Origin of the sequence: Halomonas sp. A3H3 (assembly GCF_000982975.1) — a bacterium.
Taxonomy (GTDB): domain Bacteria; phylum Pseudomonadota; class Gammaproteobacteria; order Pseudomonadales; family Halomonadaceae; genus Vreelandella; species Vreelandella titanicae.
This window is the reverse complement of the sequence record NZ_HG423343.1, coordinates 1566881-1591430: the sequence shown is the minus strand read 5'-3', so window position 1 is coordinate 1591430 and position 24550 is coordinate 1566881. Positions and strand designations below refer to the sequence as shown.

Below are 24550 nucleotides of genomic sequence, written 5' to 3'. Positions count from 1 at the left end.
AGGAGCTTGCTGTCTGTGTCTGACGAAGCTCGAAGGGCAGATGACCACGCATCGGTCACCCATGGTGAACAAGCTGGGGAATACAGATGGCTTACTCATATACTGAGAAAAAACGCATCCGCAAGGATTTCGGCAAACTGCCCCAAGTGATGGATGTGCCTTACTTGCTGGCGATCCAGCTTGATTCCTATTACGACTTCCTCCAGCAAGATCGTTCGCCCGACGAGCGTCACGAGGTCGGTCTGCACGCGGCATTCAAGTCCGTGTTTCCGATTGAGAGCTTCTCCGGCAATGCAGCGCTTGAGTATGTCAGCTACCGCTTTGGCACGCCGGCGTTCGATGTTAAGGAGTGCCAACTGCGCGGCGTGACTTACTCCGCCCCGCTGCGCGTCAAGGTTCGCTTGATCATCTATGATCGCGACTCCTCGAACAAAGCAATTAAAGATATTAAAGAGCAAGAAGTCTACATGGGGGAAATCCCCCTGATGACTGAGAACGGTACCTTTGTTATCAACGGTACTGAGCGGGTTATCGTCTCCCAGCTCCACCGCTCGCCCGGTGTGTTCTTCGATCACGACAAAGGTAAGAGCCACTCTTCCGGCAAGTTGCTCTATTCAGCTCGCGTGATTCCTTATCGTGGCTCCTGGTTAGACTTCGAGTTTGACCCCAAGGATAACGTTTTCGTACGTATTGACCGTCGCCGCAAGCTGCCGGCCTCGGTACTGATGCGTGCGCTGGGGATGAACACCGAAGAAATTCTGGCCGAGTTCTTTGAAACCAGCGTCTTCCACATTGAGAAATCCGGTTTCTATGTTGAGCTGGTTCCGTCGCGCCTGCGCGGCGAGACAGCTACTTTCGACATCAAGGATGGCGAAGGCAATGTGATCGTTGAAGAGGGGCGTCGGATTACCCAGAAGCATATTCGTCAGCTTGAAAAAGCCGGCCTTGAGCGTCTGGACGTGCCGATGGAGTACCTGTTCGGCAAAACGCTGGCTAAAGATCAAATCGACTCCAAAACAGGCGAGCTGATCTGCCCGTGTAATACCGAGATCACTCCCGAGGTGCTTGAGCGCATGGCCCAGGGTGGCATTACCTTGGTGGAAACGCTCTACACCAATGATCTCGACTGCGGTTCATTCATTTCCGACACCTTGAAGCTGGATGCTACTAATTCCGCGCTTGAAGCGTTAGTCGAAATTTACCGCATGATGCGTCCCGGCGAACCGCCCACCAAAGAGTCTGCCGAGACCCTGTTTAACAACCTGTTCTTCTCTGAGGACCGCTACGACCTGTCTGGCGTTGGCCGCATGAAGTTCAACCGTCGCCTGCGTCGTGATACTGACACGGGCTCCGGCGTACTGGATCGCAAAGACATTCTTGATGTGCTGCGCGAGCTGATCAGTATCCGTAACGGCTTCGGTGACGTTGACGATATCGATCACCTGGGTAACCGCCGTATTCGCTGTGTGGGCGAGATGGCAGAGAACCAGTTCCGCGTAGGCCTGGTGCGTGTAGAGCGCGCCGTGAAAGAGCGTCTTTCCATGGCGGAAAGCGAAGGCCTGATGCCCCAAGACTTGATCAACGCCAAGCCGGTCGCGGCGGCGGTGAAGGAGTTCTTCGGTTCCAGCCAGCTTTCGCAGTTTATGGATCAGAACAACCCGCTTTCTGAGGTTACCCACAAGCGTCGTGTGTCGGCACTCGGCCCCGGTGGTTTGACCCGTGAGCGTGCTGGCTTCGAAGTACGTGACGTTCACGCCACGCACTACGGGCGTCTATGCCCGATCGAAACGCCAGAAGGCCCGAACATCGGTCTGATTAACTCGCTGGCCACTTACAGCCACACTAACAGCTACGGTTTCCTCGAAACGCCGTACCGTAAAGTGGTTGATCGTCAGTTGACCGACGACATCGTTCACCTCTCGGCGATCGAAGAGGGCGATTTCGTTATCGCCCAGGCATCAGCAGCGGTAGATGAGTCCAACAAGTTAAGTGATGACCTGGTTCAGGTTCGTCACCGCGGTGAAACGACCTTTATGCGTCCTGAACAAGTGACGCTAATGGACGTGTCGCCACGTCAGGTTGTATCAGTCGCAGCGGCATTGATTCCGTTCCTGGAGCACGATGACGCCAACCGCGCCTTGATGGGTTCTAACATGCAGCGTCAGGCGGTACCGACCCTGCGTGCCGATAAGCCGCTGGTAGGTACGGGCATGGAGCGCTTTGTTGCCCGTGACTCCGGCGTCTGTGCGGTGGCCAATCGCGGCGGCGTGATTGATTCCGTCGATGCGCGTCGTGTCGTGGTACGGGTTAATGAAGATGAAATCATCGGCGGTGAAGCCGGCGTTGATATCTACAACCTGACCAAGTACACCCGCTCGAACCAGAACACCTGTATGAACCAGCGCCCCATCGTGCGGCCTGGCGACAGCGTGGCACGTGGCGATATTCTCGCTGACGGCCCGTCGGTGGATATGGGCGACCTGGCGCTGGGCCAGAACATGCGCATCGCGTTTATGCCCTGGAACGGTTACAACTTCGAGGACTCCATCCTGCTTTCCGAGCGGGTCGTTCAAGAAGACCGTTTCACCACGATCCACATTCAGGAGCTGACCTGTGTGTCCCGCGACACCAAGTTGGGCTCGGAAGAAATTACCTCCGATATCCCTAACGTGGGCGAGTCTGCGCTCTCCAAGCTGGATGAGGCGGGCGTTGTCTACATCGGTGCCGAAGTCGGCCCGGGCGATATTCTGGTCGGTAAAGTAACGCCGAAGGGTGAAACCCAGCTGACGCCTGAAGAGAAGCTGCTACGTGCCATCTTCGGCGAGAAAGCGTCTGACGTTAAAGACACTTCCCTGCGTGCCCCCACCGGCATGAAAGGTACGGTCATCGACGTTCAGGTGTTTACTCGTGACGGCGTTGAGAAAGATTCACGCGCCCTGTCGATCGAGCGCACTCAGCTTGACGAAGTTCGTAAGGATCTCCAAGAGACTTACCGTATCGCCGAAGACGCCACTTTTGAGCGTCTAAAGCGTACCCTTGACGGTCAGGCTGTTAACGGCGGCCCGAACCTCAAGAAAGGTGACGTGCTCGACGAGGCATACCTGGATGAATTGCCGCGTCAGCAGTGGTTCAAACTGCGCATGCAGGATGAGTCCTACAACGAGCTGCTGGCACAGGCCGACGAACAGCTGGAAACCCGTCGTAAAGAGATGGACGAGCGCTTTGAAGATAAGAAGCGCAAGCTGACCCAGGGCGACGATCTCGCACCGGGCGTGCTAAAAATCGTCAAAGTCTATATGGCGGTTAAGCGTCGCATCCAGCCGGGTGACAAGATGGCCGGTCGCCACGGTAACAAAGGTGTTATCTCGGCGATTATGCCCATCGAAGACATGCCGTTTGATGAAAAGGGCGAGCCGGTCGACGTGGTGCTGAACCCGCTGGGCGTACCGTCGCGTATGAACGTCGGTCAGATTTTGGAAACCCACCTGGGTATGGCGGCACGTGGCTTGGGCGTCAAGATCGAAGCCATGCTGCGCGACGCACGTGGACAGCAAGTGGCCGAGATCCGTGATTTCCTGGGTCAGATCTACAATACGCAAGGTACGCGCGTTGAAGATCTCGACTCCCTGACGGATGACGAGATCATCGCCCTGGCGAAGAACCTCAAAGGTGGTGTGCCTATGGCCACGCCGGTGTTTGACGGTGCCAAAGAGCACGAAATCAAGCACCTGCTGAAGCTGGCGGACATCCCCGAGTCGGGTCAGATGGCCCTGTTCGATGGCCGTACCGGTGATGCTTTTGACCGTCCGGTCACCGTTGGCTACATGTACATGCTGAAGCTTAACCACTTGGTAGACGACAAGATGCATGCGCGTTCTACTGGTTCTTACTCGCTGGTTACCCAGCAGCCCTTGGGTGGTAAGGCGCAATTCGGTGGTCAGCGCTTCGGTGAGATGGAAGTGTGGGCGCTGGAAGCTTACGGCGCTGCATACACGCTACAAGAGATGCTCACCGTCAAGTCGGACGACGTCGAAGGCCGCACCAAGATGTACAAAAACATCGTGGATGGCGACCACACCATGCAGGCAGGCATGCCGGAATCCTTCAACGTACTCGTGAAGGAAATCCGCTCGCTGGGCATCGATATCGAGTTAGAGAGCTAGGAGCCGTCCCATGAAAGATTTGGTGAAAGTACTCAAATCGCAGTCTCAGTCCGAAGAGTTTGACGCGATCAAGATTACCCTGGCGTCGCCGGACATGATTCGCTCCTGGTCGTTTGGCGAGGTGAAGAAGCCTGAGACCATCAACTACCGTACCTTTAAACCGGAGCGGGATGGCCTGTTCTGCGCCAAGATTTTTGGCCCGGTTAAGGATTACGAGTGCCTGTGCGGCAAGTATAAGCGCATGAAGCACCGCGGTATCATCTGCGAAAAGTGTGGCGTAGAAGTGACCAAAGCCGCCGTGCGCCGTGAGCGCATGGGGCACATCGAGCTCGCTTCGCCGGTGGCACACATTTGGTTTTTGAAGTCACTGCCGTCGCGTATCGGCATGTTCCTCGATATGACCCTGCGTGATATCGAGCGCGTGCTGTATTTCGAAAGCTTTGTCGTTATCGATCCAGGTATGACCACGCTGGAGCGTGGTCAGCTGATGAACGACGAGCAGTACTTTGAAGCACTGGAAGAGTTCGGTGATGACTTCGATGCCCGCATGGGTGCCGAAGCCGTTCAGGAGCTGCTCAAAGATATCGATCTGGAAGAAGAGATTAACCACCTGCGCGAAGAGATTCCGCAGACTAACTCCGAAACCAAGATCAAGAAGCTCTCCAAGCGCCTCAAGCTGCTTGAAGCCTTCTACCACTCCGGTAACGCGCCGGCGTGGATGGTCATGGAAGTGCTGCCCGTGCTGCCACCGGATCTGCGTCCGCTGGTACCGCTGGACGGTGGCCGTTTCGCGACCTCCGATCTCAACGACCTTTACCGTCGTGTAATCAACCGTAACAACCGCCTGAAGCGTCTGCTCGATCTCAATGCGCCGGACATTATTGTGCGCAACGAGAAGCGTATGCTCCAGGAAGCCGTCGATGCACTGCTCGACAATGGTCGTCGTGGCCGCGCGATCACGGGCTCTAACAAGCGCCCGCTGAAATCGCTCGCCGACATGATCAAAGGTAAGCAGGGTCGTTTCCGTCAGAACCTGCTGGGTAAGCGCGTCGACTACTCGGGCCGCTCGGTAATTACCGTTGGTCCGACCCTGCGTCTGCACCAGTGTGGTCTGCCCAAGAAAATGGCGCTTGAGCTGTTCAAGCCGTTTATCTACTCCAAGCTGCAGTCGCTGGGCTATGCCTCCACGATCAAAGCCGCCAAGAAGATGGTCGAGCGCGAGCTGCCGGAAGTGTGGGACATCCTTGCCGATGTTATCCGCGAGCACCCGGTACTGCTTAACCGCGCCCCCACGCTTCACCGTCTGGGTATCCAGGCGTTTGAGCCGCTGCTGATCGAAGGTAAAGCGATTCAGCTGCACCCGCTGGTATGTGCCGCCTACAACGCCGACTTTGACGGTGACCAGATGGCGGTACACGTGCCGCTGACCCTGGAAGCCCAGCTCGAAGCGCGTGCGCTGATGATGGCCACCAACAACGTGCTTTCGCCCGCTAACGGCGAGCCGATCATCGTGCCGTCCCAGGACGTTGTACTGGGTCTTTACTACATGACCCGCGAAAAGATCAACGCCAAAGGCGAGGGTATGGTGTTCTCTGACCTCAACGAGGTAGAGCGCGCTTTCGGTACCCAGTCAGTATCGCTGCACGCCCGGGTCAAAGTGCGTCTGGACGAAATCGATATCGAAGAAGAGAGCGGCGAGCGTAGCTTCCACCGCCGTATTTACGATACGACGGTAGGCCGTGCACTGCTGTTCCGCATTCTGCCCGAAGGTGTGCCCTTCGAGCTGATCGACCAGCCGATGAAGAAGAAGGCGATCTCCAGCCTGATCAACGAAGTTTATCGTCGTGCCGGCCTCAAGCCGACCGTCATTTTCGCTGACCAGCTGATGTATACCGGTTTCCGTCTCGCGACCTGGTCCGGCGCCTCAATCGGTGTTAACGACTTCGTTATTCCCGAAGCAAAAACTGAAATCGTTGATGCAGCGGAAGCCGAAGTTAAAGAGATCGAAGACCAGTTCTCTTCTGGCCTGGTAACAGCGGGCGAGAAGTACAACAAGGTTATCGATATCTGGTCCAAGGCCAACGATAAAGTCGCCAAGGCGATGATGGTGGGTATCTCTAAAGAGACCGTCATCGATCGTGATGGCAACGAAGTTGAGCAGGACTCGTTCAACAGCGTCTTCATCATGGCCGACTCCGGTGCCCGTGGTAGTGCTGCCCAGATCCGTCAGTTGGCGGGTATGCGTGGTCTGATGGCCAAGCCGGATGGCTCGATCATCGAAACGCCGATCGTCGCCAACTTCCGTGAAGGTCTGAACGTACTGCAGTACTTCATCTCGACCCACGGTGCACGTAAAGGTCTTGCGGATACGGCGTTGAAAACCGCCAACTCCGGTTACCTGACGCGTCGCTTGGTAGACGTAGCGCAAGACCTGGTCATCACCGAAGTCGACTGTGGTACCGAAAATGGCTTGACCCTGCACCCGATCATCGAAGGCGGCGACATTATCGTACCGCTTTCCCAGCGCGTGCTTGGTCGTGTAGTCGCCCAGGATGTGGTTCACCCAGGCAGCGGTGAAGTCTTGATCGCGAAAGGTACCTTGCTCGACGAGAAATGGTGTGCCGAGCTCGACACCATGGGTGTAGACGAGATCATCGTTCGCTCTACGATTACCTGTGAGACCGCACACGGCGTGTGTGCCTCCTGTTACGGCCGTGACTTGGCCCGTGGCCATCAGGTCAACATCGGTGAAGCCGTCGGCGTTATTGCCGCACAGTCCATCGGTGAGCCGGGTACCCAGCTGACCATGCGTACCTTCCACATCGGTGGTGCGGCATCGCGTTCGTCTGCTGTGGATAGCGTACAAGTGAAGCACGGCGGTAAGGTTCGTCTGCACAACATCAAGCATGTAGAGCGTGCCGACGGTAAGCTGGTGGTGGTATCTCGTTCTAGCGCCCTGGCCGTTGCTGACGACCATGGCCGTGAGCGTGAGTACTATAAGCTCCCTTACGGTGCTGAGCTTTCTGTACGCGACGGCGACGTGGTCGACGCTGGTGCGACAGTGGCCAAATGGGATCCGCACACCCACCCGATCGTTGCCGAAGTAGAAGGTAAGGCGCAGTTCATTGATCTCGACGAGGGTGTCACCATGCACCGCAGCGTCGATGAGATGACCGGCCTCTCCTCTATCGAGGTGATCGAGTCTGCAGCACGTCCCATGGCCGGTCGTGACAAGCGCCCGATGGTCATGCTGCAAGACAGCTCGGGCGAGTACGTCTCTGTATCGGGCTCCAACACCCCGGTTCAGTACCTGCTTCCGGGCAACTCGATTATTTCGGTCGACGATGGTGTGACGATCGGGGTGGGTGAAGTGGTTGCCCGTATCCCGGTAGAAGCCTCGGCGAACAAAGACATCACCGGTGGTCTGCCGCGGGTTGCTGACTTGTTCGAAGCGCGTAAGCCGAAAGAGTCCTCGATCCTGGCCGAGATCAGCGGTGTGATCAGCTTCGGTAAAGAGACCAAAGGTAAGCGTCGTCTGACCATTACCCCGGAATCTGGCGATCCGTTTGAAGCGCTGATTCCGAAATGGCGTCAAATTGCCGTCTTTGAAGGCGAAACCGTCGAGAAGGGCGAGGTGATTTCCGATGGGCCGAGCAATCCGCACGATATCCTGCGCTTGCTGGGTGTTGAGGAGCTCGCCAAGTACATCACTGCCGAAGTACAGGACGTTTATCGTCTGCAGGGCGTAGGCATCAACGACAAGCACATCGAAGTCATTGTGCGTCAGATGCTGCGTAAGGTAGAGATTACTGATTCGGGCGATTCTGACTTCATCACGGGCGACCAGGCTGAACTGGTTCGCGTGCTGGAACAGAACGAACGCCTTGAAAAAGAGAAGAAATTCCCGGCCAAGTATCAGCGTATGCTGCTGGGTATCACCAAGGCCAGCTTGGCCACCGAGTCGTTCATTTCCGCGGCCTCCTTCCAGGAGACAACCCGCGTACTGACCGAAGCAGCGGTGACTGGCAAGCGTGATTACCTGCGTGGCCTGAAAGAAAACGTGGTGGTTGGTCGCCTGATACCGGCTGGTACAGGCTTGACTCACCACGCAGAACGTCGTCGCAAGCGCGAAGACGTTGAGCAACTGTTCAATCCTTCGGCTACCGAAGTCGAACAGGAGCTGGGTGCACAGTTGACCGCTCTCGATTCTGACGACGAGCTGTAGATTTGGCGCCTAAAGCAGTAGGTAACATGAGTAAGTAAAACGAATAGCTGACCTGAAAAAGTGTCACCTTGCCGGTAAAACCGCCGGCAAGGCTTGACGCGACCTAGGGTCAGCCTTTAGAATGCGCAGCCTTTAACAGTGGGGTGGGTGCGCCCGCATCCGCTGCCCGCATTTGTTAAAAGGCAAGGCAACCATTGGAGTCAGCTAAACACCATGGCAACGATTAATCAGCTAGTGCGCAAGCCGCGCAAGCGCCCCGTCACAAAAAGTGACGTGCCAGCGCTGCAGGCCTGTCCGCAAAAACGTGGCGTTTGTACGCGCGTTTACACCACCACCCCGAAGAAGCCTAACTCGGCTCTGCGTAAGGTTTGCCGTGTGCGCCTTACCAACGGCTTTGAAGTGTCTTCCTATATCGGTGGTGAAGGTCACAACCTTCAAGAACACTCTGTCGTTTTGATTCGCGGCGGTCGTGTAAAGGATTTGCCAGGTGTGCGTTATCACACCGTTCGTGGCGCCCTTGACACCTCTGGCGTTCAAAATCGTCGTCAGGGTCGTTCTAAATACGGTACTAAGCGTCCTAAGTCCTAAGTTTTAAGTCCTAGGTCAGCTGTGCAGCGTCGCCCCGTCAAAAGGGCATGCTGAGTAACGATTTTCACGAATTTGACGGTCTGATAAGAGTAAGGTCGGGCTGCACTTGTGGTACTTGAATAGCGTACACAGGTTGCATGAGTTCCGGGTTTACCTGAAAGATCCTTAATTGAGGGCTTATCATGCCTAGAAGAAGAGTAGTAGCTAAACGCGAGATTCTGCCGGATCCTAAGTTCGGAAGTGAGCGTCTGGCGAAGTTCATGAACCACCTGATGGTCAGCGGCAAGAAGTCCATAGCTGAGCGTATCGTCTACGGTGCGTTGGACAAGGTTGCCGAGCGTAGTAAAGAAGATCCGCTGGAGATCTTCGACAAAGCGCTGGAAGCCATCCAGCCGATGGTCGAAGTGAAGTCGCGCCGCGTTGGTGGTGCGACCTATCAGGTGCCGGTTGAAGTACGTCCGTCTCGCCGTCAAGCGCTGGCAATGCGCTGGCTGGTAGACGCGGCGCGTCGTCGCGGTGAGAAAACCATGGTTCAGCGTCTGGCGGGTGAAATGCTGGATGCCGCTGAAGGTAAAGGTTCTGCCGTTAAGAAGCGCGAAGACGTGCATCGCATGGCAGAAGCCAACAAGGCCTTCTCGCACTACCGTTTTTAAGGTCGGCGTTTTTAAGTATGGCTTTCTGGTTTATATATGCACGTTGTTCAGCATGGTGGAATGTTTGCTGAGTCGCGTTGTTGCAATTCAAAAGTTGCAACACTCAGCCGCTACCATGACGCAGTGGTAGCGGCGGCCGCATAAACCTCGCTTGCATACGCCGCTAAATTAACGAGCATCGCCAACAAACGGGAGTTTCACCGTGGCACGCAAGACTCCACTAAATCGCTACCGTAATATCGGTATCGTCGCTCACGTCGACGCGGGTAAAACCACGACGACTGAGCGTGTACTGTTCTACACCGGCCTCTCCCACAAAGTGGGCGAAGTACACGACGGTGCTGCGACCATGGACTGGATGGAGCAGGAGCAGGAGCGTGGTATCACTATCACCTCAGCTGCAACTACCTGTTTCTGGCAGGGCATGAACAAGCAGTTCCCTGAGCACCGTATCAATATTATCGACACCCCGGGGCACGTTGACTTCACTATTGAAGTTGAACGTTCTCTGCGCGTACTCGATGGTGCGGTTGTTGTGCTGTGTGGTTCTTCCGGCGTTCAGCCGCAGACCGAAACAGTATGGCGCCAAGCCAACAAGTACGAAGTTCCGCGCATGGTTTTCGTCAATAAGATGGACCGTACCGGCGCTGACTTCTTCATGGTTGTCGAGCAGTTGAAAGAGCGTTTGGGTGCCAAAGCTGTGCCAATCCAGATTAACTGGGGCACGGAAGAGGACTTTAAAGGCGTTATTGATCTGATTCAGATGAAGGCTATCCTGTGGGACGAGGAGAGCCTGGGTATGAATTATGACCTCGCGGACATTCCTGCTGAGCTACAAGAAACAGCAGGAAAGTACCGCGAAGAGATGGTCGAAGCTGCTGCCGAAGGCTCTGACGAGCTGATGGAAAAGTACCTTGAAGGCGGTGAGCTATCGGTTGAAGAGATCAAGGCCGGTCTGCGTGCGCGCACCCTGGCTAACGATATCGTTCTGGTTACCTGTGGTTCTGCCTTTAAGAACAAAGGCGTTCAAGCAGTGCTGGATGGCGTTATCGAATACATGCCTTCGCCGACGGAAGTTAAGGCGATCGAAGGTGAGCTCGACGATAAAGACGGCACCGTTGATACCCGTGAAGCTGATGACAGTGCGCCGTTTGCAGCCCTGGCGTTTAAGATCGCCACTGACCCCTTCGTTGGTACGCTGACCTTTATTCGCGTCTACTCGGGTGTTCTTAAATCTGGTGACGGTGTCTATAACTCCGTTAAGCAGAAGAAAGAGCGCGTTGGCCGTATCGTTCAGATGCACGCCAATTCCCGTGAAGAGATCAAAGAAGTTCTGGCGGGCGACATCGCTGCTTGTATCGGTCTGAAAGACGTCACCACGGGTGATACCCTGTGCGACATCGATAACAAGATCGTTCTCGAGCGCATGGAGTTCCCGGATCCGGTTATCTCGGTTGCTGTAGAGCCTAAATCTAAGGCAGACCAAGAGAAGATGGGTGTTGCGTTGGGCAAGCTTGCTCAAGAAGACCCTTCCTTCCAGGTCAAAACCGACGAAGAAACCGGCCAGACGATTATTTCTGGCATGGGTGAGCTTCACCTGGATATCCTCGTTGACCGTATGCGTCGCGAGTTTAAGGTTGAAGCCAATATCGGTAAGCCTCAGGTTGCCTATCGCGAAACGATTCGCGGCAGCATTGAGCAAGAAGGCAAGTTCGTACGTCAGTCCGGTGGTCGTGGTCAGTATGGTCACGTATGGCTGCGTATTGAGCCGCTGACAGCAGAAGAGAAGGGTGAAGGCGAAGACGAACTGTTCTTCAAGTTCAACTCTGAGATCGTGGGTGGTGCGGTTCCCAAGGAATACGTTCCCGCGGTTGAGAAGGGTGCTTTTGAGCAGCTCAAAAACGGCGTCATCGCGGGTTACCCGATGATCGACGTTAAAGTAACGCTGTTTGATGGCTCCTTCCACGACGTAGACTCCAACGAGACTGCGTTTAAGATTGCTTCTTCTATGGCAGTAAAAGAAGGTGCCAGGAAGGCCAAGGCCGTGCTGCTGGAGCCGGTGATGAAGGTCGAAATCGTGACCCCCGAAGAATTTATGGGTGACGTCATGGGTGACCTGAGCCGTCGTCGCGGCCTGGTGCAGGGTATGGATGACTCCTCTTCTGGTAAAGTCATTCGTGCGACGGTGCCACTGGGCGAGATGTTCGGTTATGCAACCGATCTGCGCTCACAAACCCAGGGCCGTGCGAGCTACTCTATGGAGTTCTCGAAGTACGACGAGGCGCCCTCCAGCGTCGTTGAAGCCGTCATCAATCAAAACGGTTAACCGTTAGCTAACGTAAAGAGGTTATAGCAGTGGCTAAGGAAAAATTTGAACGTTCCAAACCGCACGTCAACGTCGGCACCATTGGTCACGTCGACCACGGTAAAACGACTCTGACGGCGGCCCTGACCCGCGTGTCTGCTGAGGTTTTCGGCGGCGACTGGCGTGAGTTTGATACCATCGATAACGCTCCTGAAGAGCGTGAGCGCGGTATCACAATCGCTACTTCCCACGTGGAATACCAGTCTGAAGATCGCCACTACGCGCACGTTGACTGCCCGGGACACGCTGACTACGTCAAGAACATGATCACCGGTGCTGCGCAGATGGACGGCGCTATCCTGGTATGTTCTGCCGCAGACGGCCCGATGCCGCAAACTCGCGAGCACATCCTGCTGTCTCGTCAGGTTGGCGTACCGTTCATCGTTGTGTTCCTGAACAAAGCGGACATGGTCGATGATGAAGAGCTGCTCGAGCTGGTAGAAATGGAAGTTCGCGAACTTCTAGACCAGTACGACTTCCCGGGTGACGACACGCCGATCATCACTGGCTCTGCGCTGATGGCGCTGAACGGTGAAGATGACAAGGGCATGGGTACGACTGCCGTCGCTAATTTGATCAAAGCTCTGGATGCTTACATCCCTGAGCCGGAGCGTGCCATCGACCAGCCGTTCCTGATGCCGATCGAAGACGTGTTCTCTATCTCTGGCCGCGGTACTGTTGTCACCGGTCGTGTAGAGCGCGGTATCGTCAAAGCGGGCGAAGAAGTGGAAATCGTGGGTATCCGCGATACCACCAAAACGATCGTTACCGGTGTTGAAATGTTCCGTAAACTGCTCGACGAAGGTCGTGCTGGTGAGAACGTTGGCGCCCTGCTGCGTGGTACTAAGCGTGATGACGTCGAGCGTGGCCAAGTACTGGCCAAGCCGGGCACCATCAACCCGCACACTACCTTCGAAGCAGAAGTTTACGTACTGTCCAAAGAAGAGGGTGGTCGTCACACGCCTTTCTTCAAGGGCTACCGTCCGCAGTTCTACTTCCGTACCACCGACGTAACGGGTACCTGTGAACTGCCGGAAGGCGTTGAAATGGTCATGCCGGGTGACAACGTTCAGATGGTTGTTACCTTGATCGCCCCGATCGCAATGGACGAAGGCTTGCGCTTCGCTATTCGTGAAGGCGGCCGTACTGTCGGTGCTGGCGTTGTGGCCAAAATCGTCAAGTAAGCAGCATGCTTGAATGATGAAGGGGGCTCTGATGAGCCCCCTTTTCTGCGCACCAACAGCAAATGTTTGACATGGGCTTTTGGCGTGCCTATAATGCGCATCCTTTGAATGCGTGGGTAGACGGCTCGCGCCGTCGACATCCATTGGAGTTTAGGGCAAATGCAGAACCAAAAGATTCGCATTCGGTTGAAAGCTTTCGACCATCGCCTGATCGACCAGTCTACAGCGGAGATTGTTGAAACCGCTAAACGTACTGGTGCTCAGGTTCGTGGTCCGATTCCGCTGCCGACCAACCGCGAGCGTTACACCATTCTGATCTCACCGCACGTCAACAAAGATGCGCGTGACCAGTATGAGATTCGTACGCACAAGCGTGTGCTCGACATTGTTGAGCCGACTGAAAAAACTGTTGATGCTTTGATGAAGCTTGATCTCGCCGCAGGCGTTGACGTGCAAATCAAACTCAACTAATTACACTAGTCACTTGCGGCCCAGCGCTCATCGTTCTTTGTAAAGAGCTAGCATGAGCAGCAGCCGCCGCGCCGTGAGGCGCCATACAATGTGCTAGTGGAATGCTCTGGAAAGGGCAGCCATAGCGGGTGATAGCCCCGTACACTATAGGAGACTGAGTATGACTATCGGTTTAGTCGGTAAAAAGGCCGGGATGACCCGTGTCTTTACCGAAGACGGCGCGTCTGTGCCCGTAACCGTTATTGAAGTTGATCCTAATCGTGTTACACGCGTTAAATCTGTCGAGTCTGACGGTTACGCAGCGATTCAGGTCACATCTGGCTCTCGTAAAGCTAAGCACCTCACCAAAGCGCAAGCGGGTCAGTTTGCCAAGGCGGGTGTTGAAGCTGGTCGTGCACTGATGGAATTTCGTCTTGCAGAAGGCGAAGAGATTCCTGAAGTAGGCGGCGAACTCACCGTATCCCTCTTCGAAGCTGGTCAAATGGTTGACGTGACTGGCACCTCTAAGGGTAAAGGCTTCCAGGGTGCTGTTAAGCGCTGGAATTTCCGTACCCAAGATATGACTCACGGTAACTCTCTGTCGCATCGCGCGCCGGGTTCTATCGGCATGTGTCAGACTCCGGGTCGCGTTTTCAAAGGCAAAAAGATGGCCGGTCAAATGGGTAACGCCCGTTGCACCGTGCAGAGCCTTGAGATCGTCCGTGTCGACGCCGAGCGTAACCTGCTGCTGATTAAAGGCGCCGTACCGGGTGCTCCCGGTAGTGACGTTATCGTTCGCAGCGCCGTGAAAGCAGGCTGAAGGGGATAATTACCAATGAATCTGAATCTTGCTGCAGGCGCGGGTACCGTTGAAGTAGCCGACGCCACTTTTGGCAAAGAATTCAACGAAGCGCTCGTTCACCAGGTTGTCACTGCCTATTTGGCGGCTGGTCGTCAGGGAACCCGCGCACAAAAGAGTCGTTCCGACGTTCGTGGCGGTGGTAAAAAGCCGTGGCGTCAGAAAGGCACCGGTCGTGCACGTGCCGGTACCATCCGCTCTCCGCTATGGCGTAGTGGTGGCGTAACCTTCGCGGCGCGTCCGCAAGACTACACCCAGAAGGTTAACCGCAAGATGTACCGTGCAGCGATGCGCTCCATCTTGTCAGAGCTGGTACGTCAAGAGCGTTTAGTCGCGATTGAAGAGTTCGTCGTCGATGCGCCTAAGACCAAGCAGGTAGCTGCCAAGCTAAAAGAGCTCAACCTTGAAAAAGTGTTGATCGTCACTGAAGAAGTTGACGAAAAGCTCTATTTGGCCGCACGCAACCTTCCCCACGTTGACGTGGTGGATGTCGCGGCAGCTGACCCGGTAAGCCTGGTAGCCTTTGATAAGGTGCTGATTACCGTCTCCGCCCTGCGTAAATTCGAGGAGAAGCTGGCATGAACCAGGAACGCGTATTTAAGGTTCTGCTTGGGCCGCACGTGACCGAAAAGGCCGCAATGGCAGCCGAGCGCAACCAGTACGTTTTCAAGGTGGCATCTGATGCTACCAAGCCCGAGATCAAAAAGGCCGTTGAAGCACTTTTCGGCAAAAAGGTCGGTAGTGTTCAGGTACTGAACATGAAGGGTAAAACAAAACGTACTGCGAACGGCGTTGGCCTGCGTAAGGGTTATCGCAAAGCGTATGTGACCCTGGCTGCGGGTGAAACGCTCGAAGACTTCTCTGGCGCCGAATAAGGGCAGGAGTACGGATAATGGCAATCGTCAAGACCAAACCCACTTCCGCCGGTCGTCGCCACGTCGTCAAGATCGTTGGCGAGGAACTGTTTAAAGGCCGTGCCTATGCACCGCTTTTAGAAAAACAGTCCAAGTCCGGCGGCCGTAACAACTACGGTCGTATCACCACCCGCCACGTGGGCGGTGGTCATCGTCACCACTATCGGTTGATCGATTTCAAACGCACCAAGGATGGCATTCCTGCCACCGTTGAGCGTCTTGAGCACGATCCCAACCGCAGTGCGCACATTGCGCTGCTGAAGTATGCCGATGGTGAGCGTCGTTACATCATTGCACCGAAAGGTGTCAGCGCGGGTGACGTGCTGGAATCTGGTGTTAACGCGTCAATCAAGAAAGGCAATGCCTTGCCGCTGCGCAACGTCCCGTTGGGTTCTACGGTGCACTGCATCGAACTCAAGCCGGGTAAAGGCGCGCAGATTGCTCGCAGTGCCGGTACAAGCGCCCAGCTGGTTGCTCGTGAAGGTAACTATGCCACCCTGCGTCTTCGCTCTGGCGAAATGCGTAAAGTGTTGGCCGAGTGCCGCGCGACCTTGGGTGAAGTGAGCAACTCAGAGCACAGCCTGCGTCAACTTGGCAAGGCCGGTGCGAAGCGCTGGAGAGGTGTGCGTCCGACTGTTCGCGGTGTCGCGATGAACCCAGTCGATCACCCGCACGGTGGTGGCGAAGGCCGCACCAGTGGTGGTCGTCACCCGGTATCCCCATGGGGTGTGCCGACTAAGGGTCACAAGACGCGTAAGAACAAGCGCACCGACAAGCTGATCATTCGTCGTCGTAATAAGACGCGTTGATCTACATTGCCAAGACATTAAGAGGTAACGGCTGTGCCACGTTCACTAAAGAAAGGTCCCTTCATTGACCTTCATCTTTTGAAGAAGGTAGAGGTTGCAGTGGAGAAGAACGATCGCAAACCGATCAAGACTTGGTCGCGTCGTTCTATGATCCTGCCCAATATGGTAGGCCTCACTATCGCGGTCCATAACGGTCGCCAACACGTCCCGGTGCACGTCTCCGAGGAAATGGTTGGCCACAAATTGGGCGAATTCGCTGCTACTCGCACTTATCGCGGGCATGCGGCGGATAAAAAAGCCAAACGGTAAGCCAGAGAGGATTGAGAGATGGAAGTCACAGCTAAGCTGCTTGGCGCTCGTTTATCCGCCCAGAAGGCCCGTTTGGTGGCTGACCAGGTGCGCGGTAAACCTGTCGCCGAGGCACTCGACCTGCTGACCTTCTCACCGAAGAAGGCTGCCAAGCTGGTTAAGAAGGTGCTGCAATCCGCGATTGCAAACGCGGAAGAAAATAACGGCATGGATATTGACGAGCTGCGTGTCTCGACCATCTGCGTCGATGAGGGCATGACGCTCAAGCGTATCAAGCCGCGTGCCAAGGGGCGTGCGGATCGTATCTTGAAGCGCACGTGCCACATCACCGTCAAGGTAGCCGAGAAGTAGGAGTCGACCGATGGGTCAGAAAGTCAATCCAACAGGCATTCGACTGGGCATCGTCAAAGACCATGCTTCTGTCTGGTATGCTGAGCGCGGCGCTTACGCCGATAAGCTCAATAACGATCTCGAAGTGCGTAGCTTCCTGGAAGAGCGTCTTAAAAGCGCCTCTGTTAGCCGCATCCACATCGAGCGTCCGGCGAACAATGCCCGCATCACCATTCACACTGCCCGTCCGGGTATCGTGATTGGTAAGAAAGGTGAAGATGTCGACCGTCTGCGTCGCGATCTCACCCAGATGATGGGCGTTCCCGTGCATGTGAACATCGAAGAAGTTCGCAAGCCGGAGCTGGATGCCAAGCTAGTCGCTGCTAACGTAGCGGGTCAGCTTGAGCGTCGCGTCATGTTCCGCCGTGCTATGAAGCGCGCGGTACAGAACGCAATGCGTCTTGGCGCTGGTGGCATCAAGATTCAGCTGTCAGGTCGTCTTGGTGGCGCTGAAATCGCACGTACCGAATGGTACCGCGAAGGTCGCGTTCCGCTGCACACGTTGCGTGCGGATATCGACTACGCCACTTACGAAGCTCACACCACCTATGGCGTTATCGGCGTCAAAGTGTGGATCTTCAAGGGTGAAATCCTCGGCGGTATCGAGGAAGTACGTGCCAAGGCTAAACAACAGCCTGCCGGCAACGCGCCCAAGAAGAAAGGTTCCAGGTAAGGGGAGAGCGAGTCGATGTTACAGCCCAAGCGTATGAAATTCCGCAAGATGATGAAAGGCCGCAACCGTGGCCTGGCGCATCGCGGAAGCAAGATCAGCTTCGGGGAATACGGCCTTAAAGCTACTGGTCGCGGCCGCATCACTGCGCGTCAGATCGAAGCAGGCCGTCGTGCGATCACACGTCACGTAAAGCGTGGCGGTAAAATCTGGATCCGCGTCTTCCCTGATAAGCCGATCTCCAAGAAGCCGCTCGAAGTTCGTATGGGTAAAGGTAAAGGTTCTGTTGAGTACTGGGTTGCCCAGATCCAACCGGGTCGGGTCCTGTATGAAATTGAAGGCGTGTCGGAAGAGCTCGCTCGTGAAGCGTTTGAGCTTGCCGCACAGAAAATGCCCTTATCCACCACCTTTGCGAAACGGACGGTGATGTGATGAAAGCCCAGGAAATTCGTGAAAAGTCCGTAGGAGAGCTCCAGGAGCAACTCCTCGAACTCCTCCGCGAGCAGTTTAACCTGCGCATGCAGAAGGCCACTGGCCAACTGAGCCAGACTCATCTGCTCAAGCAGGTCCGCCGGGATATCGCCCGCGTTAAGACTTTGCTCAACGAGAAGGCAGGTGATTGAGATGGCCGAAGAAAACACAAAGCGTACGCTCACCGGTAAAGTGGTGAGCGATAAGATGGACAAGTCCATCGTCGTCATGATCGAGCGGCGCGAGCGTCACCCGATCTACGGAAAATACGTTAAGCGCTCCACCAAGCTGCACGCCCATGATGAGGCGAACCAGGCTAAGGCAGGCGATACGGTTTCCATTCAGGAGTGCCGTCCGCTTTCCAAGAAAAAAGCTTGGACGCTGGTCGAGGTGGTTGAACACGCCAAGGGTTAACCCCTGGCTTGTCAATCAGTGCAGTCAGATTAGGTTTGGAGAAAACCGATGATTCAGACTCAGACAATGCTGGATGTCGCCGACAACAGCGGAGCGCGCCGGGTGCAGTGCATCAAGGTGTTAGGCGGTTCACATCGTCGTTACGCTCGCGTTGGTGATATCATCAAGGTCACGGTTAAGGAAGCGATTCCGCGTGGCAAGGTCAAAAAAGGCCAGGTGCTAAAAGCGGTCGTGGTCCGGACCCGTAGTGGCGTCCGTCGTCCCGACGGTTCGCTCATCCGTTTCGATGGAAATGCGGCAGTTTTGTTGAATAATACCAACGAACAGCCCATCGGTACCCGTATTTTTGGGCCGGTGACTCGTGAACTTCGTAATGAAAAGTTCATGAAGATCATTTCCTTAGCGCCTGAAGTGCTGTAAGGAGCGAGGCGGATATGCAAAAGATCAAACGTGACGATGAAGTCATCGTCATCGCCGGGAAGGATAAAGGCAAGCGTGGCACCGTTAAGCGGGTATTAGAAAACCGCTTTTTGGTGTCCGGTGTGAACATGATTAAACGTCACACCAAGCCAAATCCCATGGCGGGTAATCAGGGCGGTATCGTCGAGCGTGAGGCTCCGATTCACGCGTCCAACGTAGCCATCTTCAATTCGGAGACCGGTAAGGCGGATCGCGTCGGCTTCCAAGTGAAGGAAGACGGTACCAAGGTACGTATCTACAAGTCGACGCAGACGCAGATCGACGCCTAACGCGAGTCGGGTAGCACAATGGCGAACTTGAAAGAACGTTATCAAAACGAGGTAGCAGCTCAACTCAAAGAAGAGTTCAGCTATGCCAACGTTATGCAGGTACCCCGGATCACGAAAGTGACTCTGAACATGGGTATCGGCGAAGCAGTCAACGATAAAAAGTTGATTGACAATGCCATCGGCGATCTAGAGAAACTCTCTGGTCAAAAACCGTTGGTGACCAAGGCACGTAAGTCCATCGCGGGCTTCAAGGTGCGCGAAGGTTGGCCAATCGGCATCAAGGTAACTCTGCGCGCTGAGCGTATGTGGGACTTCTTGGACCGTTTGGTTTACATCGCGATTCCCCGCGTGCGTGACTTCCGTGGTCTCAACCCGAAGTCTTTCGACGGTCGTGGTAACTACTCCATGGGTGTGCGTGAGCAGATCATCTTTCCGGAGATCGAGTATGATAAAATCGATCGCATCCGGGGGTTGGACGTCACTATCACTACGACCGCCAAAACCGACGAGGAAGGTCGTGCGCTACTAACCGCGCTGAACTTCCCGTTCAAGAAATAGGGGCGAGATCATGGCTAAGAAAAGTATGGTAGAGCGTGAGCTTAAGCGTACTCAGCTGGTCGCGAAGTATGCGACCAAGCGCGCTGAACTCAAGAAGATCATCTCAGACGTGAACACGTCTGAGGAAGACCGCTTCGAGGCGACGCTGAAGCTGCAGCAACTGCCGCGCGACTCAAGCCCGGTGCGTCAGCGTAACCGCTGCCGTATCACCGGTCGTCCGCACGGTTTTTACAACAAGTTCGGCCTTGGCCGTAACAAGCTGCGTGAAGCCGCCATGCGTGGCGACGTTCCTGGGTTGAAAAAATCCAGTTGGTAACGCCACGTAGAATTATCAGGAGCGCACATTAAATGAGCATGCAAGACACTCTGGCGGATATGTTTACACGTATCCGCAATGCGCAGATGGCCACCAAGGAGACGGCTACCATGCCGTCCTCCAAGTTGAAAGTGCAAGTGGCCCGAGTGCTAAAGGAAGAAGGCTACATTGCCGACTTTGCGGTAGCGGAGGGCGCTAAGCCCGAGCTAACCGTAACTCTCAAGTACTTTGAGGGTAAGCCGGTCATTGAGCACATTCAGCGGGTTTCCAAGCCGTCCCTGCGCCGCTACATGGGCAAGGATAACTTGCCTAAGGTTGCCGATGGCCTGGGTATCGCGATTGTCACCACATCCAATGGTGTCATGACCGATCGTGCCGCGCGCCAAGCGGGTGTCGGTGGCGAAGTCATCTGCACCGTATTCTAGGAGGCTGGAATGTCCCGCATAGCGAAATATCCGGTTAAAGTGCCTGCCGGCGTTGAGATTAAAATCAATGCTGACCAGCTGACCGCCAAAGGCGGCCAGGGCACGCTATCTATGACCATCCACTCTGATGTAGTGGTCGGTCAAGAAGATGGCCAGCTGACCTTCGCCCCGAGTGAGTCTGCCAAGAGCTGGGCCATGGCCGGTACTACCCGCGCCTTAGTTCAGAACCTGGTAACGGGCGTATCCGAGGGTTTCACAAGAACTCTCGAAATTGTTGGCGTCGGTTATCGTGCCCAAGCTAAGGGCCAGACGCTCAATCTTTCACTGGGCTTCTCGCACCCGGTCGACTATGAACTGCCTAAAGGTGTCTCAGCGGAAACGCCGAAGAACACCGTTATCGTGCTGAAAAGCGCGGATAAGCAGATGCTCGGCCAGTGCGCCGCGGAAATCCGCGCCTTCCGTCCCCCTGAGCCGTACAAAGGCAAGGGTGTTCGGTACGCCGACGAGCAGGTGCGTCGCAAAGAAGCCAAGAAGAAGTAAGGCAGGGTTATGAACGCGAAGAAAGAATCTCGTCTCCGTCGTGCCCGCCGCGCTCGCGCAAAGATCCGCGAGCTGGGCGTGTATCGCCTGTGCGTCAACCGTACCCCGCGTCACATCTATGCGCAGATTATCTCGCCGGATGGTGGCAAAGTGCTAGCCAGTGCTTCTACGCTGGACAAAGTACTGCGCGAGGGTGCGACCGGCAACTCAGATGCGGCCTCTAAAGTGGGTGCTCTGATTGCTGAACGCGCTAAAGAAGCAGGCATCACCCAGGTGGCCTTCGACCGTGCTGGCTTTAAGTATCACGGCCGCGTCAAGGCGCTGGCCGACGCCGCACGTGAAGGCGGCCTGGAATTCTAAAGGGTTTTACGATGGCGAAGAACGAACAGCAAAGCGGTGATCTGCAAGAGAAGTTAGTGCAGGTCAACCGCGTCGCCAAGGTGGTCAAGGGTGGTCGTATTTTCGGCTTCACCGCACTGACCGTCGTTGGTGATGGTAAAGGTCGTGTCGGTTTCGGTCGTGGCAAGGCGCGTGAAGTGCCTGTCGCAATCCAGAAAGCGATGGATCAAGCTCGTCGCAACATGGTCAAGGTGAACCTTGCTGGCCATACGCTGCAGTACCCGGTCAAAGCCCGTCACGGTGCTTCCAAGGTGTACATGCAGCCGGCTTCCGAAGGTACCGGTATCATCGCCGGTGGCGCCATGCGCTCTGTATTAGAGCTCGCCGGTGTCCACGACGTACTGGCCAAGTGCTACGGTTCCACCAACCCGGTTAACGTGGTACGAGCGACTGTTAAAGGTCTCTCCTCCATGCAAGCACCGGAAGACGTGGCCGCCAAGCGCGGTCTGTCTGTCGAAGCGATCACGGGGTAAGGCACCATGGCAGCAACGATCAAGGTTACCCAGATCCGCAGCACCATCGGCATTATGCCCAAGCACAAGGCTACTATGAAAGGCTTGGGCCTGCGTCGCATCGGTCATACGGTTGAACTGGAAGACACCCCTGCCGTACGCGGCATGATCCACAAGGTGAACTACCTTGTGCGCGTTGAGGGAGAGTAATCCATGAAACTCAATAACCTAAGCCCGGCTCCGGGCTCCAAACACGCTGCAAAGCGCGTTGGTCGTGGCATCGGTTCCGGTCTTGGTAAGACCGGTGGCCGTGGTCACAAAGGTCAGAAGTCACGTAGTGGCGGCAGTGTTAAGCCCGGTTTCGAAGGCGGTCAGATGCCTTTGCAGCGTCGTTTGCCGAAATTCGGCTTTACGTCTGCAAAATCTCTGGTCTCTGAAGAAGTACGCCTGGCTGAGCTTGCTAAAGTTGCCGGTGGCGAAGTCACCCTGGCATCTTTGAAAGAAGCCAACGTGCTAAAGGACTCTACGCTACACGCGAAGATCATCCTTTCTGGCGAACTGAAAACGGCGGTTACCGTTCGCGGAATCAAGGTCACCAAAGGTGCCCGTGAAGCGATCGAAGCCGCTGGCGGCAAGGTAGAGGACTAAATGGCCAAGTCAGGAAAAATGCCGGCGATGGGCAGCGGTCTGAGTGAACTGTGGGCGCGTTTGCGCTTCGTGCTCCTCGCCATCGTGGTGTACCGTATTGGTGCCCACATTCCCGTTCCCGGTATCAATCCTGACCAGCTTGCTGCCTTGTTTAGGGAGCAACAGGGCACCATTCTGGGCATGTTTAACATGTTCTCGGGTGGCGCCCTGGAGCGCATGAGTGTTCTCGCCCTGGGTATCATGCCCTATATATCGGCGTCGATTATCATGCAGCTCATGACTGCGGTCTCCCCTCATCTTGAGCAGCTCAAGAAAGAGGGTGAGGCTGGCCGCCGCAAGATTAGCCAGTACACCCGCTACGGCACGGTGATACTGGCGTTTGTCCAGGCTACCGGCATGTCCGTCGGTCTGGCTAGCCAAGGCATCGCGTACAGTGCTGACTTCAGCTTCTATTTCACCGCCGTGATTACGTTTGTATCGGGGGCGGTGTTTATGATGTGGCTAGGTGAGCAGATTACCGAGAAGGGCATCGGCAACGGTATTTCGCTGCTGATCTTCGCCGGTATTGTCGCTGGACTGCCCAGTGCCGTGGGCCAAGCCTTCGAGCTTGCCCGTAATGAAGGGGCCTGGAATGTTCTGCCGCTGTTAGCGCTGTCAGTGTTAGGTATTGCGACTGTCGCCTTTGTGGTTTTCATTGAGCGCGGCCAACGCCGTCTTAAAGTTAATTACCCTCGGCGACAAGTGGGCAATAAGATGTATGCAGGGCAAAGTAGCTACCTGCCTTTGAAGGTCAACATGGCCGGTGTTATTCCGGCGATTTTTGCCTCCAGTATCCTGCTTTTCCCGGCCTCTATTGGTCAGTGGGTAGGTGCCGGTGAAGGTATGGAGTGGTTGCAGCGTGCATCTCAGGCATTAGGCCCAGGTCAACCGCTTTACATCTTGCTTTTCGCGGCGGCAGTGGTATTCTTCTGCTTCTTTTACACAGCGCTGGTCTTCAACCCCAAGGATGTGGCTGACAATCTTAAAAAGTCAGGCGCTTTCCTGCCGGGCATTCGCCCCGGCGAGCAGACCGCTCGCTATATCGACAAGGTCATGACACGTTTGACCCTGTTCGGTGCCTTGTATATCACTGCGGTTTCCTTGATGCCCCAGTTCTTGATTGTGGCGTGGAACGTGCCGTTTTTCTTCGGCGGTACCTCGTTGTTAATCGTAGTCGTGGTCATCATGGACTTCATGGCCCAGGTGCAGTCGCATCTCATGTCGCATCAGTATGACTCAGTGATGAAGAAGTCCAACCTGAAAGGCTACGGTAGCGGCGGTATCATGCGCTGAGGCGCCGTCCACCCCTATTTAGTTAGAGAGGGCGCGCCGCGAGCCGGTTTTTGGAGAAAGATCGATGAAAGTTCGAGCTTCCGTAAAGAAAATGTGCCGTAACTGCAAGATCATTCGTCGCAATGGCGCTGTCCGCGTCATCTGCAGCGAGCCACGGCACAAACAACGCCAGGGTTAATAGCCTGGGTTGTATTAAGCGGGTGCCAGCATACCCCTTGCCTTAGGGCAAATGATGGGGTATGCTGTTGCGCCTTTTGTAGATGAATAAACGAGCAAGCCGCTCAAATTTCGGAGTAAGCTGATGGCCCGTATTGCAGGCGTCAATATCCCGGACAACAAGCATGCGGCGATCTCGCTGACCTATATCTTCGGGATTGGCCGTACCCGTGCTGAGCACATCTGTGCTGCAGCCGGTATCGCGCCTACTGCCAAGATCCAGGATCTGTCTTCTGAAGAAGTCGACACCCTGCGTTCTGAAGTTGGTAAGTACACCGTAGAAGGCGACCTTCGTCGTGATGTCACGCTTAACATTAAGCGTCTCATGGACTTAGGTTGCTACCGTGGTCTGCGTCATCGTCGTAGTCTTCCGCTGCGTGGTCAGCGGACTAAGACTAACGCGCGCACCCGTAAGGGCCCGCGTAAGCCGATCCGCAAATAACACGCACGT

Annotated in this window: 30 protein-coding genes; all 30 read left to right on the top strand. The window is 55.4% G+C overall.

The genetic code is table 11. The annotated features are described in order from the left end of the window. The first annotated feature begins 86 nt into the window (after window positions 1-86). The 30 genes from rpoB (at window position 87) to rpsM (ending at window position 24541) form a co-directional block, all read left to right on the top strand. Window positions 87-4163: a DNA-directed RNA polymerase subunit beta gene (gene rpoB / locus HALA3H3_RS07005; RefSeq protein ID WP_022520869.1), complete on the top strand. Its 4077-nt coding sequence runs from the start codon at window positions 87-89 to the stop codon at window positions 4161-4163. A gap of 10 nt (window positions 4164-4173) precedes the next feature. Next, a complete protein-coding gene (gene rpoC, locus HALA3H3_RS07000) occupies window positions 4174-8388 on the top strand; it encodes a DNA-directed RNA polymerase subunit beta' (RefSeq protein WP_009288147.1) in 4215 nt (1404 codons plus the stop codon). Between the two features lie 213 nt (window positions 8389-8601). Next, entirely contained in the window at window positions 8602-8976 is a 375-nt protein-coding gene (gene rpsL / locus HALA3H3_RS06995; RefSeq protein ID WP_008959173.1) for a 30S ribosomal protein S12, read from the top strand. Between the two features lie 182 nt (window positions 8977-9158). Continuing rightward, window positions 9159-9629, top strand: coding sequence for a 30S ribosomal protein S7 (gene rpsG, locus HALA3H3_RS06990; protein ID WP_009288145.1), 471 nt, complete (start codon window positions 9159-9161; stop codon window positions 9627-9629). A 202-nt stretch (window positions 9630-9831) separates the two neighbouring features. Then, window positions 9832-11955, top strand: coding sequence for an elongation factor G (gene fusA / locus HALA3H3_RS06985; protein WP_022520868.1), 2124 nt, complete (start codon window positions 9832-9834; stop codon window positions 11953-11955). Window positions 11956-11984: 29 nt separating this feature from the next. Beyond that, the gene (gene tuf, locus HALA3H3_RS06980) at window positions 11985-13178 is read left to right on the top strand and encodes an elongation factor Tu (RefSeq protein ID WP_009288143.1); all 1194 of its coding nucleotides are present in this window, start codon (window positions 11985-11987) and stop codon (window positions 13176-13178) included. A gap of 159 nt (window positions 13179-13337) precedes the next feature. Further along, window positions 13338-13649 carry a 30S ribosomal protein S10 gene (rpsJ, locus tag HALA3H3_RS06975; RefSeq protein ID WP_007112007.1) on the top strand — a complete coding sequence of 104 codons (312 nt, stop codon included), beginning with the start codon at window positions 13338-13340 and terminating at the stop codon, window positions 13647-13649. 160 nt (window positions 13650-13809) lie between these two features. Then, entirely contained in the window at window positions 13810-14448 is a 639-nt protein-coding gene (gene rplC / locus HALA3H3_RS06970; protein ID WP_009288142.1) for a 50S ribosomal protein L3, read from the top strand. A 15-nt stretch (window positions 14449-14463) separates the two neighbouring features. After that, complete coding sequence (gene rplD, locus HALA3H3_RS06965; RefSeq protein WP_007112005.1) at window positions 14464-15069, top strand: 50S ribosomal protein L4; 606 nt, start codon at window positions 14464-14466, stop codon at window positions 15067-15069. Beyond that, window positions 15066-15362 carry a 50S ribosomal protein L23 gene (rplW, locus tag HALA3H3_RS06960; protein ID WP_008959167.1) on the top strand — a complete coding sequence of 99 codons (297 nt, stop codon included), beginning with the start codon at window positions 15066-15068 and terminating at the stop codon, window positions 15360-15362. The genes rplD and rplW overlap by 4 nt, the downstream gene beginning before the upstream one ends. 17 nt (window positions 15363-15379) lie before the next feature. Beyond that, complete coding sequence (gene rplB / locus HALA3H3_RS06955) at window positions 15380-16210, top strand: 50S ribosomal protein L2 (protein ID WP_008959166.1); 831 nt, start codon at window positions 15380-15382, stop codon at window positions 16208-16210. 33 nt (window positions 16211-16243) lie between these two features. Then, window positions 16244-16519 (top strand): 30S ribosomal protein S19, encoded by a 276-nt coding sequence (gene rpsS / locus HALA3H3_RS06950; protein WP_013330996.1) that lies wholly within the window; start codon window positions 16244-16246, stop codon window positions 16517-16519. A gap of 18 nt (window positions 16520-16537) precedes the next feature. Beyond that, window positions 16538-16870, top strand: a complete 333-nt coding sequence (rplV, locus tag HALA3H3_RS06945; RefSeq protein ID WP_007112002.1) for a 50S ribosomal protein L22 — start codon at window positions 16538-16540, stop codon at window positions 16868-16870. Window positions 16871-16880: 10 nt separating this feature from the next. Next, a complete protein-coding gene (rpsC, locus tag HALA3H3_RS06940; protein ID WP_009288141.1) occupies window positions 16881-17582 on the top strand; it encodes a 30S ribosomal protein S3 in 702 nt (233 codons plus the stop codon). 15 nt (window positions 17583-17597) lie between these two features. Then, window positions 17598-18011 (top strand): 50S ribosomal protein L16, encoded by a 414-nt coding sequence (gene rplP, locus HALA3H3_RS06935; protein ID WP_007112000.1) that lies wholly within the window; start codon window positions 17598-17600, stop codon window positions 18009-18011. After that, the gene (rpmC, locus tag HALA3H3_RS06930; protein ID WP_022520867.1) at window positions 18011-18202 is read left to right on the top strand and encodes a 50S ribosomal protein L29; all 192 of its coding nucleotides are present in this window, start codon (window positions 18011-18013) and stop codon (window positions 18200-18202) included. The genes rplP and rpmC overlap by 1 nt, the downstream gene beginning before the upstream one ends. A 1-nt stretch (window position 18203) precedes the next feature. Further along, window positions 18204-18464, top strand: a complete 261-nt coding sequence (gene rpsQ / locus HALA3H3_RS06925) for a 30S ribosomal protein S17 (protein ID WP_007111998.1) — start codon at window positions 18204-18206, stop codon at window positions 18462-18464. Between the two features lie 48 nt (window positions 18465-18512). Next, complete coding sequence (rplN, locus tag HALA3H3_RS06920; protein ID WP_008959163.1) at window positions 18513-18884, top strand: 50S ribosomal protein L14; 372 nt, start codon at window positions 18513-18515, stop codon at window positions 18882-18884. 14 nt (window positions 18885-18898) lie between these two features. Then, window positions 18899-19213: a 50S ribosomal protein L24 gene (gene rplX, locus HALA3H3_RS06915; RefSeq protein ID WP_007111996.1), complete on the top strand. Its 315-nt coding sequence runs from the start codon at window positions 18899-18901 to the stop codon at window positions 19211-19213. Window positions 19214-19231: 18 nt separating this feature from the next. Further along, entirely contained in the window at window positions 19232-19771 is a 540-nt protein-coding gene (gene rplE, locus HALA3H3_RS06910) for a 50S ribosomal protein L5 (RefSeq protein WP_007111995.1), read from the top strand. A 10-nt stretch (window positions 19772-19781) separates the two neighbouring features. Beyond that, window positions 19782-20087, top strand: coding sequence for a 30S ribosomal protein S14 (gene rpsN / locus HALA3H3_RS06905; protein ID WP_022520866.1), 306 nt, complete (start codon window positions 19782-19784; stop codon window positions 20085-20087). A gap of 32 nt (window positions 20088-20119) precedes the next feature. After that, window positions 20120-20512 carry a 30S ribosomal protein S8 gene (gene rpsH, locus HALA3H3_RS06900; protein ID WP_007111993.1) on the top strand — a complete coding sequence of 131 codons (393 nt, stop codon included), beginning with the start codon at window positions 20120-20122 and terminating at the stop codon, window positions 20510-20512. Between the two features lie 9 nt (window positions 20513-20521). Continuing rightward, a complete protein-coding gene (rplF, locus tag HALA3H3_RS06895; protein ID WP_009288139.1) occupies window positions 20522-21052 on the top strand; it encodes a 50S ribosomal protein L6 in 531 nt (176 codons plus the stop codon). Between the two features lie 9 nt (window positions 21053-21061). Further along, window positions 21062-21412 (top strand): 50S ribosomal protein L18, encoded by a 351-nt coding sequence (rplR, locus tag HALA3H3_RS06890; protein WP_022520865.1) that lies wholly within the window; start codon window positions 21062-21064, stop codon window positions 21410-21412. Window positions 21413-21423: 11 nt separating this feature from the next. Further along, entirely contained in the window at window positions 21424-21924 is a 501-nt protein-coding gene (gene rpsE, locus HALA3H3_RS06885) for a 30S ribosomal protein S5 (RefSeq protein WP_007111990.1), read from the top strand. A gap of 6 nt (window positions 21925-21930) precedes the next feature. Continuing rightward, window positions 21931-22113, top strand: a complete 183-nt coding sequence (rpmD, locus tag HALA3H3_RS06880) for a 50S ribosomal protein L30 (protein ID WP_022520864.1) — start codon at window positions 21931-21933, stop codon at window positions 22111-22113. 3 nt (window positions 22114-22116) lie between these two features. Continuing rightward, window positions 22117-22551: a 50S ribosomal protein L15 gene (gene rplO, locus HALA3H3_RS06875; RefSeq protein ID WP_009288138.1), complete on the top strand. Its 435-nt coding sequence runs from the start codon at window positions 22117-22119 to the stop codon at window positions 22549-22551. Continuing rightward, a complete protein-coding gene (gene secY, locus HALA3H3_RS06870; protein ID WP_008959155.1) occupies window positions 22552-23883 on the top strand; it encodes a preprotein translocase subunit SecY in 1332 nt (443 codons plus the stop codon). It abuts the gene before it with no gap. 64 nt (window positions 23884-23947) lie between these two features. Continuing rightward, a complete protein-coding gene (gene rpmJ, locus HALA3H3_RS26040) occupies window positions 23948-24061 on the top strand; it encodes a 50S ribosomal protein L36 (protein WP_008959154.1) in 114 nt (37 codons plus the stop codon). A gap of 123 nt (window positions 24062-24184) precedes the next feature. Beyond that, window positions 24185-24541: a 30S ribosomal protein S13 gene (gene rpsM, locus HALA3H3_RS06865; RefSeq protein WP_022520863.1), complete on the top strand. Its 357-nt coding sequence runs from the start codon at window positions 24185-24187 to the stop codon at window positions 24539-24541. Window positions 24542-24550: the final 9 nt, after the last annotated feature.

Bases quoted from the DNA above. Each gene is read 5' to 3' on its own strand.
- rpmD (WP_022520864.1), top strand. From the start codon at position 21,931: ATGGCAGCAACGATCAAGGTTACCCAGATCCGCAGCACCATCGGCATT.
- rpsH (WP_007111993.1), top strand. From the start codon at position 20,120: ATGAGCATGCAAGACACTCTGGCGGATATGTTTACACGTATCCGCAAT.
- rplP (WP_007112000.1), top strand. From the start codon at position 17,598: ATGTTACAGCCCAAGCGTATGAAATTCCGCAAGATGATGAAAGGCCGC.
- rpsN (WP_022520866.1), top strand. From the start codon at position 19,782: ATGGCTAAGAAAAGTATGGTAGAGCGTGAGCTTAAGCGTACTCAGCTG.
- rplC (WP_009288142.1), top strand. From the start codon at position 13,810: ATGACTATCGGTTTAGTCGGTAAAAAGGCCGGGATGACCCGTGTCTTT.
- rplN (WP_008959163.1), top strand. From the start codon at position 18,513: ATGATTCAGACTCAGACAATGCTGGATGTCGCCGACAACAGCGGAGCG.
- secY (WP_008959155.1), top strand. From the start codon at position 22,552: ATGGCCAAGTCAGGAAAAATGCCGGCGATGGGCAGCGGTCTGAGTGAA.
- rpmJ (WP_008959154.1), top strand. From the start codon at position 23,948: ATGAAAGTTCGAGCTTCCGTAAAGAAAATGTGCCGTAACTGCAAGATC.
- rplE (WP_007111995.1), top strand. From the start codon at position 19,232: ATGGCGAACTTGAAAGAACGTTATCAAAACGAGGTAGCAGCTCAACTC.
- rpmC (WP_022520867.1), top strand. From the start codon at position 18,011: ATGAAAGCCCAGGAAATTCGTGAAAAGTCCGTAGGAGAGCTCCAGGAG.
- rplX (WP_007111996.1), top strand. From the start codon at position 18,899: ATGCAAAAGATCAAACGTGACGATGAAGTCATCGTCATCGCCGGGAAG.
- rplB (WP_008959166.1), top strand. From the start codon at position 15,380: ATGGCAATCGTCAAGACCAAACCCACTTCCGCCGGTCGTCGCCACGTC.
- rplR (WP_022520865.1), top strand. From the start codon at position 21,062: ATGAACGCGAAGAAAGAATCTCGTCTCCGTCGTGCCCGCCGCGCTCGC.
- rplV (WP_007112002.1), top strand. From the start codon at position 16,538: ATGGAAGTCACAGCTAAGCTGCTTGGCGCTCGTTTATCCGCCCAGAAG.
- rpsC (WP_009288141.1), top strand. From the start codon at position 16,881: ATGGGTCAGAAAGTCAATCCAACAGGCATTCGACTGGGCATCGTCAAA.
- rplF (WP_009288139.1), top strand. From the start codon at position 20,522: ATGTCCCGCATAGCGAAATATCCGGTTAAAGTGCCTGCCGGCGTTGAG.
- rpsL (WP_008959173.1), top strand. From the start codon at position 8,602: ATGGCAACGATTAATCAGCTAGTGCGCAAGCCGCGCAAGCGCCCCGTC.
- rplO (WP_009288138.1), top strand. From the start codon at position 22,117: ATGAAACTCAATAACCTAAGCCCGGCTCCGGGCTCCAAACACGCTGCA.
- rpsE (WP_007111990.1), top strand. From the start codon at position 21,424: ATGGCGAAGAACGAACAGCAAAGCGGTGATCTGCAAGAGAAGTTAGTG.
- rpsQ (WP_007111998.1), top strand. From the start codon at position 18,204: ATGGCCGAAGAAAACACAAAGCGTACGCTCACCGGTAAAGTGGTGAGC.
- rpsM (WP_022520863.1), top strand. From the start codon at position 24,185: ATGGCCCGTATTGCAGGCGTCAATATCCCGGACAACAAGCATGCGGCG.
- rpoB (WP_022520869.1), top strand. From the start codon at position 87: ATGGCTTACTCATATACTGAGAAAAAACGCATCCGCAAGGATTTCGGC.
- rpsJ (WP_007112007.1), top strand. From the start codon at position 13,338: ATGCAGAACCAAAAGATTCGCATTCGGTTGAAAGCTTTCGACCATCGC.
- rplD (WP_007112005.1), top strand. From the start codon at position 14,464: ATGAATCTGAATCTTGCTGCAGGCGCGGGTACCGTTGAAGTAGCCGAC.
- rplW (WP_008959167.1), top strand. From the start codon at position 15,066: ATGAACCAGGAACGCGTATTTAAGGTTCTGCTTGGGCCGCACGTGACC.
- rpoC (WP_009288147.1), top strand. From the start codon at position 4,174: ATGAAAGATTTGGTGAAAGTACTCAAATCGCAGTCTCAGTCCGAAGAG.
- rpsG (WP_009288145.1), top strand. From the start codon at position 9,159: ATGCCTAGAAGAAGAGTAGTAGCTAAACGCGAGATTCTGCCGGATCCT.